Below are 12556 nucleotides of genomic sequence, written 5' to 3'. Positions count from 1 at the left end.
AGGACCGTTTGACCAAATCGCCGCCCCGCCTGACCTCCGTCGAACTGGCCGAACGCGCTGGCGTTTCGCAGCCGACCGTATCGCGGGCGTTGCGCAACGATCCGAGTGTCGCTGCCGAAACGCGCGAACGGATTCAGGCGATTGCGCGGGAAATGGGCTATTCGCTGAACGTGCCCGCATCGCGGCTGCGCACCGGGCGCACGCAGACGCTGGCGCTGGTCGTGCTGGCCCCGCCGGGCGGCCGGGCGGGGGACGTGAACCCGTTCTACCTTTCCCTGCTGAGCGCAATCTCGGTCGCGGCGGCCGAGCATGGCTATAGCCTGCTGGTCAGTTTTCAGGGCGCGGGCGGCGATCCATTTTTCGGCGCCTATGAGGATTCGGGGCTGGCCGACGGGGTGATCGTGATCGGTTCGGGGCAGAACCGCGACGGCTGGGCCTTTTTTGCCAGGCTGGCCGAACAGGGCAAGCGGATCGCCGCATGGACCGGATCGGTCGAAGGGATTGCCGCCGTCCATGCCGATAACCGCGCGGGCGGACGGCTGGCGACCGAGCGGCTGATCGCGCGGGGGTGCAGCCGCATCCTGTTCCTTGGCCCCAGCGACAACAGCCTCAGGCAGTTTGGCGACCGGTGCGTCGGGTATCGCGCGGCGATGGCAGCGGCCGGGCTGGCCGCGATCGAGGTGGATCCGGTCGCCGTCCCCTTTGGCGGGGATCGCGAATCCTATGGCATTGCGGCGATCGAATGGGCGCTGGGCATCGGCCTGACCTTTGACGGCGTGTTCGCCGCCAGCGACCTGGTTGCGCTGGGCGCGATGCAGCGGTTGCAGGAAGCCGGGATCAGCGTGCCGGGCGCGGTGCCGGTGATCGGGTTCGACGGCATCCGCGCCGGACTGTACGCCAGCCCGCCGCTGACCACGATCGAACAGGATTACGACCGGGCCGGGGACGAGCTGGTCGAATTGATGCTGGCCATGCTGGACGGGCGCGAGTTTACGCCCGCCCCGGTGCCCGTCCGCCTGCTGGAACGTGCCAGCGCCTGAACGGGCCGGGCCAGCGACCGCTTACTTCTTGCCCTTGCCCCGATTGGCGTAGAGCAGGGCAGCGACCAGCGCAGCCGAACCGACGCCGATGCCCGCGGCCAGGCCAACGGTGCTGCTGGGCCAGCGCTTTTTCTGGGCATCCGCTTCGGCCGGGTCGTTGGCCTTGGCCTCCTCGATCGCCTGCAGCGTCGATTTCGCGCTCAGCGCGACATCGGTGATTTCATTGCCCACGGGTTTGGTGGTTTCGTCCGTCAAGATTTCCCTCCAGTCGCATCAGCCGCCTTGCCGCTGGAATAGCGGCTGCGGAATTCATTGGCGAATAGCGTCAACCGACCCTGGCCGATGGCGTTCCGCAGATCCTGCATCAGCGCCTGATAAAAGGCGATATTATGTTCGGTCATCAGCATCGCGCCCAATATTTCGCCCGATTTAACGAGGTGGTGCAGATAGGCGCGGCTCCATTTAGTGCACACCGGACAGGCGCAGTCGGGATCGAGCGGGCCCTGATCCTCGGCAAAGCGGGCGTTGCGCAGGTTGATCGGGCCGGACCGGGTGAACGCCTGTCCCGTGCGGCCGGACCGGGTGGGCAGCACGCAATCGAACATGTCGACGCCGCGTTCGACCGCGCCGACAATGTCGTCCGGCTTGCCGACGCCCATCAGGTAGCGCGGCTTGGCCGCATCCAGCTGACCCGGCGCGTAATCGAGGACGCCGAACATCGCTTCCTGCCCTTCGCCGACCGCCAGGCCACCAATGGCATACCCGTCAAAGCCGATGTCGAGCAGCGCATCGGCGCTCGCTTTGCGCAGCCCCTGATCCAGCGCGCCCTGCTGAATACCGAACAATGCGTTGTTGGCGGCATGATCGCCGCCCGCGTCGAATCCGGCCCGCGACCGGCGCGCCCAGCGCATCGACCGTTCCATGGCGGCGGCCTGTACCTCTCGCGTCGAGGTGGTGGGGACCAGTTCGTCGAACGCCATGACGATGTTCGACCCCAACAGTCGCTGAATTTCCATCGACCGTTCCGGCGACAGCATGTGCCGCGTGCCGTCGAGATGCGATTTGAAGACGATGCCTTCCTCGCTCCGCTTGGTCAGCTCGGATAGGCTCATCACCTGATAGCCGCCGCTGTCGGTCAGGATCGGGCGATCCCAGCCCATAAAGGCGTGCAGGCCACCCAGCCGCGCCACCCGTTCCGCCGTCGGGCGCAGCATCAGGTGATAGGTGTTGCCCAGAATGATGTCGGCCCCCGCCGCGCGCACGTCCTGCGGCTTCATCGCCTTGACCGTGGCGGCCGTGCCGACGGGCATGAAGGCAGGGGTGCGGATGGTGCCGCGCTGCATCGCGATCTCGCCAGTGCGGGCGCGGCCATCGGTGGCATGGATGGTGAACTGAAAACGGGAAGGCATGACGCGCGCCTTAGGCGCTATGGCCGGCAAAATGAAGCGGGCACCTGCGCACCGGGGCGCTGGCAGATGCGCCTATCGGCCCAGGATCGTGCGGACCACATGGTCGGGGCCGGTAAACAGCCAGTCGGGGTGCATCGCGCCCAGGATGCCGGGATTGGCATAGCCCCACAGGACGGCGCCGCACCGCACCCCCGCCTTGCGCGCGGCGGTGACGTCGCGCGTTTCATCGCCCACCGACAGCGCCTCGTCCGGACGGACGTTCAGCTTGCGCATCAGCCGCCGGAACTTGCGCGCCTTGCCGAACAGGCTGGCCCCGCATTCGAAATGTTCGACCAGCGCGACATTGTCCGGCCCCAGCACGGCCTTTGCATTGGCTTCGGTGTTGGACGTGCAGATGGCGATGCGGATTCCCGCGTCATGCACCTGTGCCAGCATGTCGGATACGCCGGGAAACAGTTCGATCCGGTGGGCATTTTCGGCAAAGCGCGCCTGAACATAGCGGGCGATTGCGGGCAGGCGCCAGCGGGAGATGCCGACCGCGCGGATCACCTCGCGCGTGGTGCGGCCGCGCAGCGTCTCGATCTCCTCTGGCGAGACATGACGAAAGCCGAACCGGTCGGCCAGTTCATCGACGATCGACAGGAACCAGGTACCGCTGTCCGACAGCGTGCCGTCGAAATCGAAGATCGCCAGCCGGCAGATCGGGTCAGCGGGATCGGCAAGGATTGCAGGCGCAATCGGCGCCTCGCCATCGCTCAACGATGCCCTCCATGCAGCCGACATTCGGTTCCCGTTCCCGTTTCAACCTGAACGGTCATGTGCCCGATCCGGTGATCGTGCGCTAGCCGATGTTGCAGTGCGAGCAGAAAATCGTCGCCGGGGTGCCCGTCGGGCATGACGAGATGTGCGGTCAGCGCCGCTTCGGTCGTGCTCATTGGCCAGATGTGAAGGTCGTGCACCCGCGCCACGCCGGGCTGGGCGGCCAGCATCGCCTCCACCGCCACCGGGTCGATCCCCGCGGGAACGCCGTGCAGCGCCATCGCAACCGATTCCCGGAACAGGCCCCAGCCGGACCACAGGATGACGGCGGCGATGACAAGGCCGACCAGCGGATCGACCCACCATGCCCCGGTCAGCAGCAGGATCGCGCCCGCCGCGACCACGCCGGCCGACACCGCCGCATCCGCCGCCATGTGCAGGAACGCGCCGCGAATGTTGATGTCGCCATGCCGTCCCCGCGCAAACAGCAGCGCGGTGCCCAGGTTGATGACGATGCCGATGCCCGCAACGATCATCACCGTGAGGCCAGGAACGGGCGCGGGGTCGACGAACTGACGCACCGATTCGGCGGCAATCACGACAATCGCCGCCATCAGCATCAGCGCATTGGCGAGGGCCGCAAGGATCGATGCGGCGCTGAGCCCATAGGTGAACCGCGCAGAGGGCGAGCGCCGGGCCAGGCCGGAGGCGATCCATGCAATGACCAGGCCCGCGACATCAGTGAGGTTATGGCCAGCATCGGCCACCAGCGCGATCGACCCGGTCCAGAACCCCCATGTCCCCTCGATCAGGACAAAACCGAGATTGAGCAGCGTACCGATGGCAAATGCCCAGCCGAAATCGCCGGCCGGGGCGTGCCCATGACCGTGACCATGGCTGTGCCCATGACCGTGGCTATGACCGTGGCCATGATTGTGGCCGTGGGCATGGGAATGATGGACGCCCATGGCGATTGCCGCTCTATCGCCTGCGCTGCGGGGGGCGGTCGCGGCGCATGTCGCCATCCATGCCGCGCGCACCCGCGATGGTGAGCATTTCGGCACGGGTCAGGCGGCCGTCCTTGTCCCGGTCCATCCGGTCGAACCCCTGGTTCATCGCGGCCAGACATTCGTCGGGCGTGATCCGGTCGTCCCGGTCGCCATCGACCGCAAAGGGGCTGGGCAGGGCATTGCGATCGCCCAGATAGCGTTCGGCCCAGTCCGACCACGCGATATAGCCGGCCGCAACCCCGCCCTTGTCCAGCATCGGGCGAAAGGTGCGATCGACGCAGGCGACCAGTTCGGCCCGCGCCAGCACGGCATCGCCATCCCCGTCGCATCCGGCAAAGAACAGCGCCAGCGGCTCTGCCATGATCAGCGCGCGCGGCATGGTCTGCACGACCGGCGGCGGGGCGGGGGGCGCGGCCTGCTGACCCGACAGGGCGAGCAGGGCGGCAAGGGCAATCGCACTCATCCGATCAGCGTGGCCGCGCTTGGCAGCGGGCGCAAGGGGTCAGGCCGCGCGGGCCGGACAATATCCCGCCACGAAATCCGCATGATGCGGCATCTGGCCCACCGCACGGTCGATCTGCTGCTTCAGGTCGCGCAGCGATTCCGCCAGCCGGGGCGGCGGGATCATGCGCGCGACGGCGTGCCAGTCCTGCGGCTCGACCCGCTGGCCCAGCATCACCTGAATCCAGCTGTCGACCCGGAAGATATCCTCGCCCGCCTGAAACGCCTGTGCGCTTTCGCGCCACAGGGTCATGCGCGCCCGCAGGCTGTCGGGCAGGGTCATCGAACGGCACCGCTGCCAGAACGGACTATCGTCGCGCTGGGTCGCGGCATAGTGCAGGATGATGAAATCGCGCACGCCCTCCAGCTCGGCAATGCTGATCGCGTTGAACCGGTCGGCCAGCGCCTGATGGCTGCCCATGCCGAACGGGAACATCTGGATGAGCCGCGTGACCGCGATCATCATCAGGTGGATGCTGGTTGATTCCAGCGGCTCCAGAAACCCGCTGGACAGGCCCATTGCCACCACGTTGCGTTCCCATAGCCGCGCGCGGCGGCCGGTGGTGAAGCGCAGCTGGCGCGGTTCGGTCAGCGGCCGACCCTCGATCGCGCCGAGCAGCCGGTCGCGCGCCGCGTCGTCGGACAGATAGTCGGTCGAATAAACAAGACCGTTGCCGACCCGCGTCTGCAGCGGGATCTGCCAGCGCCAGCCGGCATCATGCGCGATGGCGCGGGTATAGGGCACGGCCGGGCGCACCGCTTCGGTCTGCACCGCCTGCGCCGCGTTCATCGGCAGCCATTCGCTCCAGTCGACATAGGGCACGCCCAGCGTCTGGCCGAGCAGCAGGCTGCGAAAGCCGGTGCAATCGATGAACAGGTCGCCGGCGATCACCGTGCCGTTTTCAAGGTGAAGCGCGGCGATATCGCCGGTTTCGCCATGCTGTTCGACGCGGGCGATCCGCCCCTCGACCCGGCGGACGCCCTGCCGTTCGCTGATCGAGCGGAGGAAACGGGCATAGGCGGTGGCGTCGAGGTGAAAGGCATAGCTGATCTTTGCAGCGTCCGAGACGTAAAATTTTTCCGCGTCCGCCGCCTGATGCTCGAAACAGTAATCGCCGATCGGCCCGGCAATCCCCTGTCGCCGCGCCTCCAGCCAGATATGCTGAAAATCCGCCATCCAGGTGGATTTGCCGACCACGCCGAAGCTGTGGAGATAGCGGTCGCCGGGCCGTGCCCAGTTTTCGAACGCGATGCCCAGTTTGAACGTCGCCTGGGTGGCGGCCATGAATTCGCGCTCGTCGATGCCGCACAGGGTGTGGAACGACCGGACGGTGGGGATCGTCGCCTCGCCCACGCCGACCGTGCCGATCTCGTCCGATTCAACGAGGGTGATGTCGATGAGCGCGCCCAGCTGTTTCGACAGGGCGGCTGCGGCGCACCATCCGGCGGTGCCGCCGCCGGCAATCACGACACGGGTGCGGGCAGGGGAGCGATCGGTCATCGGTTCATCTTTTGCAGGATCATGGCGCGCAGGCGGCGCGCCTCCATCGGGTCCATCGGCGCGGCAAGCGGTCCGCGGGCATGGGGGGGCAGGGGATCGCCCGCGCGGGTTGCGGGGCCGAACACATAATGGTCGAACAGGGCGCGCCACGCCGCCTTTTCCCCGTCCGGCCGGTCGCGCAGCGAAATAAGGCCATGCAGCAGGGTCAGCATCGGCGTGTCCATGTGCGGCGATGCCTGGTTCCACCAATAGTTGATCATGGCGTTGAACGGGTCCAGCGCCTCGACCTGATGCCACCACAGCGCGGGATAGATCAGGGCATCGCCCGGTTCCATTTCCGCAACCTCCGCCGCGGCAAGGGCATCGGCGAAACCGGGATGCCGCGACAGGTCGGGCGCGGCGAAATCGACCGTGCTGATCACCTGACCCGCGGGCGTGGGATCAAGCGGGCCGGGATAGAGATTGCCGATCTGATCCGGCGGGAACAGGGTGAAGCGGCGGCGGCCGACCATCGTCACGGCGATGTTGTTCGACATGTCGAAATGCGCGCGTGCGGTGGTGCGGTTACCGATCCAGATGCTGACCAACGGCGGATGCGCGGCAAGCGACGGATCGCCAAAGGGCAATGCCGCCTGTGCGCGCAGGCCGGGCAGATACAGATCGAGATCGGTCGATCCGACATACAGGCTTGGCGCGGCGGGATCACCCAGCGTGGCGGCGATCCGGTCCAGCGTTTCCGACAGCCCGGCACGGGTGGCGGAAAAATTCAGCCCGCGATACTCGTCGGCATAGCCGAACCGTCCGCCAATGGCGGGATCGCCGCAATAGACGGTGATCGGGCGGCCGCCATCAAAGGTCTTGAGATAGGCGATGGCATGATCCGGCCCGGCGCGGCCTGCCGCGACCAGCGGCAGATCGCGGGCGATGCCGCGCAGGATCGCCGGCCGCCCCTCTGCGATCAGATCGGCGATGGGCAGCGTGGCTGCATCGGTTCCGTCGATCACGCGGGTCCGGGCAGGCACGGGCAGCGCCATGGCCGCTACTCCCCCTCTGCCGCTGCCAGCAGCGCGACCTTGCGGTCGATCAGCGCGCTGATATTGCCGAGCGAGGCGATCAGATACAAAGCGGGGGCAAGGAAGCCGCGCGCGTGCAGCGTGCCCAGTTCATCGCCGCTGAGATCGGCAAAACGCGCCTGGCTGATCGTCAGATAGTCCTCAAGCGCATAGATTTCGCGATCGTTGAGCGCCAGTTCGAGTGCGATCGGCTCGATCAGGTCAAGCGCCTCCCACGCCGCATAGCAATCGGCGGCGACGACGTGCCCCTCATGGATGGTCCGCAATACCTCGATCGTCGCGTCGAGCACCGGGCCATTGCCGCCATGGGGCAGGAATACCGGATGGCCCATGCCGCCATCACTGACGATGCGGGGATGATCCAGATCGATATGGATCATGGGTTCGCGCACGCCGTCGCGCTCACCCAGTCCGATCAGGAACGGGCCGCGCGCCATCAGCGCGGGGATATAGCGCGCGTCCCAGCGTTCGTCAGTGACGAACAGATTTTCGCCCCGGTCAAGGCCAAGCAGGGCAACCGTCTGCAACGCGCCGTCCTCATCGCGCATCAGCAGCATGGGATAATCGCGCTGCACGGCCTCGAACTCATTGGGCAGCACGGCGATCTGGTTCACCGCCTCCCCAAAGCGGGCGCCATGGCCCGGCGCGATCTTCAGTTCGGCATGGTCGATATTGTTGAGCAGGGCATAGTTGGTCATGGCGACAGTCTATCGGATTTGCGGGTGGGCGCGATCCCCCCCAGGGGCAGCGGATGGAAAAAGGCCGTTGCACACAGGCAACGGCCTTTCCCCCCCTCCTGAGCGGGTAAACGAAGCGGCCTTGTGAAAGGCCGCCCGTCATCAGAAGCGGTAACGCGCGCCGACCAGGATGCGCGGCTTCAGCTCCTGAGCGAACACCAGGTTCGTTTCGGTGCGGGCATATTGCCGCAGCGATTCGCTGGTCAGGTTGATCGCTTCCAGCGACACCGCAATGTTGTCCGAGATGTCGTAGCTGATGTTCGCATCCAACGTGCCGAACGCGGCCGTGAACAGCGGGTTGCGGTTCGCGCCCTGGTTGGTCGCCGTCAGGAACTTGTCGCGCCAGTTGTACGACACGCGGGCCGACAGGCCGTTCTTGTCGTAAATGCCGGTCAGGTTGGCGCTGTCGCCAAGGCCGGTCAGCGCGAACACGTTCTCGTTCGGGTTGGCATAGGGATCGACATTCACGTCGCCGTTCACCTTGGTGTACGACGCAGCAAAGCCGAAGCCGCTGTTCCCGAAGAAGTGCGTCCAGGCCACTTCAAAGCCGTTGATCCGGCCTTCGCGGTTGTTGATCGGCTGAGACACCGCAAAGTTGAACAGCGGATCGTTGGCAGCCGCCACCACATCGACCTGTGCCAGCAGTGCGTTGACGAACGCATCGTTCAGCGCGCCATTGGCATAGTTGGAATTGAACGCCGCCGTGGCTGCTGCCGCGTTGCCGTTGTTCTGGACCAGCAGCGCCGTGTACGAGAACAGGTTGATGTCCGACACGTCGTAATTATTGGCGCGCAGGAAATCGAGCGCCTGGCCCGAACGCGTGCCCGCCGTCCCCGAGCTGGGATCGCGCAGCCCGAACAGGTTCCGGTTTTCAACGCCGGTGCCGATGAAGTTGCGGACGCGCTTGTCAAAGAAACCGACCGAGATGAAGCTCGACGGCTTGTAATACCATTCCAGCGACACGTCGAAATTGTCCGACAGCAGCGGCAGCAGGGCGGGGTTCTGCGAGCTGCCGGTCGGCACGCCGCCCGTCGCGGTGGGACGCGGCGGGGCAAAGGCGCTCGCGGTAGCGAACAGGTTGCCATAATCCGCGCGGGCCAGCGTCTTGCTGAACGACACGCGGCCGACCAGGTTTTCGACGATGTCGATGTTGAAATCGAGCGACGGCAGCAGGTTTTCATAGCTGCCGGTGCCGACCACTTCCGACCCGGCACCGCCGGCATCGACGAAGAAGTCGTTGTCGGCCGCCCAGCGGATGGCGGACGGGATCGCCTGGATACCCACCGAACGGACATCGGTCTGTTCGTAGCGCACGCCGATCACGGCGCTGGCGCGGCGGCCGGCGATTTCGCCGTTCCACGTCATCTGACCGAACACGGCCCAGGTCTTTTCAGCGACCGTATCGTCCGACGGCGGGTTCGGACCGACGGGCTTGCCCCGCTGCGCATAATAGGGGCTGAGCACGTTGTTGAGATCGACGGCATTGCCGCGGAACGCGATCAGCGCCGAACCGGTCGAGCCGGGGTTGAACGCATCGAACTTGCAGGTCAGGCAGTAGGTGCTGACCAGATCGCCCGCGATCTGGTTGATGAGGCCGGTATCGGTGATGCCCCAGTCGCCAAGGGTCTGCGTCGTCTGCTGAGAGGTCGAGCGCATCTTGGAATCGACATACTGGCCGCCGAAATCGAACCGGCTGCCTTCACCGAAATCCCAGGCGAGGCGGGCGGTTGCGCCGTTGATCCGCTGTTCCTGACGCGAGGTGACGGTGCGGCCGACCTGCGAGCCGAGATCGGCCAGGTCAAGCGTGTTGTTGCAGTTGCCGCCGCGATTGGTGCAGTCGTTGATGGTTTCGGCCTGCTGCGGGAAACCGTCGACATAGGTCAGCGAATGGCTGGACCGCACCGGCGCGCCGATTGCCACCAGCGTGGCAGAGGTGCCGTTGGGGTTGTTCGGGTTCGACACCGACTTCGAATGATAGCCATCGACGATCACGCTGAGATTGTCGGCCACTTCCCACTTGGCGTTGCCGCCGACCGAGTAGAGCTCGGTCTTGGTGGCAAAAGCCTGCTGCTCATAGCCCTTGTCGGCCTGGATCGCTTCCTGAAGGAAGATCGCTGACTGCATCTGCGGGTCGCCATCGAACCGGATGCGGCCAAACGGCCGCTGGAACCAGTTGGTCTGCTCGCTGCGGTCTTCCTGCAGCGAGTTGCTGGCATACAGCGCGTCGATGCTCAGATCGAGCGAGTCGGACGGGCGGAATTGAACGACGCCCTGCGCGTTGATGCGTTCGCGGCGGTTTTCCGAGAACTGATAGCGGCTGTCGTTCGGGATCTGAACGAACGAAGTGGTCGGCCGGTTTTCGATGACCGTGTTGGCGTTCACATAGGTGCCCGAATTCAGGAATTCGTTCAGCGGCACGATGTTCCAGTAGTTCGGGTTCGCCTGAACCGACGCCGAGTTGCGCAGCTGATAGCTGCCGAACAGGGTCGCGCCAAAGGTGCCGTCCGGGTTGCTCCAGTTCAGTAGGCCGGACAGTTCCGGGGTGATGTGGCTGCGGTCGTTTTCCGCATCGCTCATCGACACATCGTACAGCGCCTTGGCGCCGATCGAGCCGGAAAAGCCGGTTTCGCGCGAATCGAGCGGCTTGCGCGTCACGATGTTGATGGCAGCGCCGATGCCGCCCGACGGCACGCTGGCGCGGCCGGTCTTGTAAACCTCAAGCGCGCTGACGCCTTCCGAGGCGAGATTCTGGAAATCGAAGGAACGGCCAGTGCCGCGGGCAAAGGCGTTGCCGGCGCTGGTATCGACGTTAGATGCCGGCAGCTGGCGGCCGTTGATCGTGACCAGGTTGAAACCGCCAGAGAAGCCGCGGACCGCGACCTGCGAGCCTTCACCGTTCACGCGGTTGATCGACACGCCGGTGATCCGCTGCAGCGATTCAGCGAGGTTGGTGTCGGGAAACTTGCCGATGTCTTCGGCCGAGATCGCGTCGACGACGCCGGCGGAATTACGCTTGATGTCGATGGCCCGGTTGATCGATGCGCGGACGCCGACGATGACGATGTCTTCATCGGTCTGATCCTGGCTGGTCGCGGCGGGATCAGCTTCCTGGGCGGATGCAATGGTCGGAACGGCGAGGCTGGCGGCGACGGCAATGACCGACGCAGAACGGACCAACGCCGTGGACAGCGAGAACTGCTTCATATTCCCCCTCCTAAAATCGGCCGGATGCGTGTCCCGCCGTTGTTAAAGATACCGGTGAATCACGCGATCCACGCTGTTAGCGGTATCACAGTCACAATGACTGTCAAGCGCCGCGGTAACAATTTGTCCTACGTTGTCAATCCGACAATGTGGGATTTCGACCGGAACTGTTCAAAACCGGTTATACATCTGACCGTTTATAATCATATATATGATTATTTTAGAACTAAATATCGCCGGTTTTAGATTTGTCTGAGTTGGGGTCTGGTTTCAGGTCAGGCGCGGGGCGGCAGCAACAGGCTGGCATCGCCATAGGAATAGAAGCGGTACCCCGATGCAATGGCATGGGCATAGGCTGCCTGCATCCGATCCAGCCCCATCAGCGCCGATACCAGCATGAACAGCGTCGACCGGGGCAGGTGGAAATTGGTCATCAGCCCGTCGATGCCGCGAAAGGTGTAGCCGGGGGTGATGAAGATCGCCGTGTCGCCTTCGAACGGACGGATGATCCCGTCCGGGCCGGCGGCGCTTTCGATGAGGCGAAGGCTGGTCGTGCCGACCGCGATGATGCGCCCGCCGCGCGCGCGGACCGCATTCATCCGGTCGGCCGTCGCGGCGTCGATGCGGCCCCATTCGGCATGCATCCGGTGATCGTCGGTATCGTCCGCCTTGACCGGCAAGAAGGTGCCAGCCCCGACGTGCAGCGTCAGGGTGGCGGTTTCGATCCCCGCCGCGGCAATGGCGTCCATCAGCGCGGGCGTGAAGTGCAGCGACGCGGTGGGCGCGGCCACGGCACCCGCCTCCCGCGCGAACATCGTCTGGTAATCCGCCCGGTCGCGATCGTCGATCGCGCGCTTTGACGCGATATAGGGCGGCAGCGGCACCGTGCCCGCCCGTTCCAGCAGCAGTTCGACCGGCTCCGTCCCCTCGAACTCAAGGGCCAGGCTGCCATCCTCGCCCCGCTCGCCGGCAATGGCGGTGACGCCCGCTGCGAAATCGATCCGGTCGCCGTCGCGGACACGCCGGGCATTGCGGACAAAGGCGCGCCAGCGACGCGGCCCTTCGCGTTTGTGCAAGGTCGCGCCGATCCGGGCATCGCCGCGCATCCCCTCCAGCTGGGCGGGGATGACGCGGGTGTCGTTGAACACCATCAGGTCACCGGCACGCAGCATCCGGGGCAGATCGGCCACGCCCAAGTCCAGCGTCGCATCGCCGTCCAGCACCAGCATCCGCGCGGCATCGCGCGGCTCGGCCGGGCGCAGCGCGATCCGATCATTCGGCAGTTCAAAATCGAAGGCGTCGACCTTCATCGGTCAGGGAAC

11 protein-coding genes are annotated in these 12556 nt (G+C 65.5%); 1 reads left to right on the top strand and 10 read right to left on the bottom strand.

Annotated elements, in window-relative coordinates:
* Positions 1-8 precede the first annotated feature (8 nt).
* Positions 9-1040 (top strand): LacI family DNA-binding transcriptional regulator, encoded by a 1032-nt coding sequence (locus NYR55_RS05330; protein WP_260020178.1) that lies wholly within the window; start codon positions 9-11, stop codon positions 1038-1040.
* Between the two features lie 21 nt (positions 1041-1061).
* Here the strand turns inward: NYR55_RS05330 and NYR55_RS05325 are convergent, their stop codons facing one another.
* The 10 genes from NYR55_RS05325 to queA form a co-directional block, all read right to left on the bottom strand.
* Complete coding sequence (locus tag NYR55_RS05325) at positions 1062-1295, bottom strand: hypothetical protein (protein ID WP_260020177.1); 234 nt, start codon at positions 1293-1295, stop codon at positions 1062-1064.
* Complete coding sequence (gene tgt / locus NYR55_RS05320) at positions 1292-2449, bottom strand: tRNA guanosine(34) transglycosylase Tgt (protein WP_260020176.1); 1158 nt, start codon at positions 2447-2449, stop codon at positions 1292-1294. The genes NYR55_RS05325 and tgt overlap by 4 nt, the downstream gene beginning before the upstream one ends.
* Before the next feature lie 72 nt (positions 2450-2521).
* Positions 2522-3208, bottom strand: a complete 687-nt coding sequence (locus NYR55_RS05315; protein WP_260020175.1) for an HAD hydrolase-like protein — start codon at positions 3206-3208, stop codon at positions 2522-2524.
* The gene (locus NYR55_RS05310) at positions 3205-4176 is read right to left on the bottom strand and encodes a cation diffusion facilitator family transporter (RefSeq protein ID WP_260020174.1); all 972 of its coding nucleotides are present in this window, start codon (positions 4174-4176) and stop codon (positions 3205-3207) included. Before NYR55_RS05310 ends, NYR55_RS05315 begins: the two co-directional genes overlap by 4 nt.
* Positions 4177-4189: 13 nt before the next feature.
* Entirely contained in the window at positions 4190-4681 is a 492-nt protein-coding gene (locus tag NYR55_RS05305; protein WP_260020173.1) for an EF-hand domain-containing protein, read from the bottom strand.
* 39 nt (positions 4682-4720) lie between these two features.
* Positions 4721-6220, bottom strand: coding sequence for a tryptophan halogenase family protein (locus NYR55_RS05300; RefSeq protein ID WP_260020172.1), 1500 nt, complete (start codon positions 6218-6220; stop codon positions 4721-4723).
* A complete protein-coding gene (locus tag NYR55_RS05295; protein WP_260020171.1) occupies positions 6217-7254 on the bottom strand; it encodes a cupin-like domain-containing protein in 1038 nt (345 codons plus the stop codon). The genes NYR55_RS05300 and NYR55_RS05295 overlap by 4 nt, the downstream gene beginning before the upstream one ends.
* Before the next feature lie 5 nt (positions 7255-7259).
* Positions 7260-7991 (bottom strand): SapC family protein, encoded by a 732-nt coding sequence (locus NYR55_RS05290; RefSeq protein WP_260020170.1) that lies wholly within the window; start codon positions 7989-7991, stop codon positions 7260-7262.
* Between the two features lie 141 nt (positions 7992-8132).
* The gene (locus tag NYR55_RS05285) at positions 8133-11234 is read right to left on the bottom strand and encodes a TonB-dependent receptor (RefSeq protein ID WP_260020169.1); all 3102 of its coding nucleotides are present in this window, start codon (positions 11232-11234) and stop codon (positions 8133-8135) included.
* Between the two features lie 275 nt (positions 11235-11509).
* A complete protein-coding gene (queA, locus tag NYR55_RS05280) occupies positions 11510-12544 on the bottom strand; it encodes a tRNA preQ1(34) S-adenosylmethionine ribosyltransferase-isomerase QueA (RefSeq protein WP_260020168.1) in 1035 nt (344 codons plus the stop codon).
* Positions 12545-12556 lie beyond the last annotated feature (12 nt).

Source organism: Sphingomonas sp. BGYR3 (genome assembly GCF_025153455.1).
Taxonomy (GTDB): Bacteria; Pseudomonadota; Alphaproteobacteria; order Sphingomonadales; family Sphingomonadaceae; genus Sphingomonas.
The sequence above is the reverse complement of the archived record's forward strand: the minus strand, read 5'-3'. Positions and strand labels throughout refer to the sequence as shown.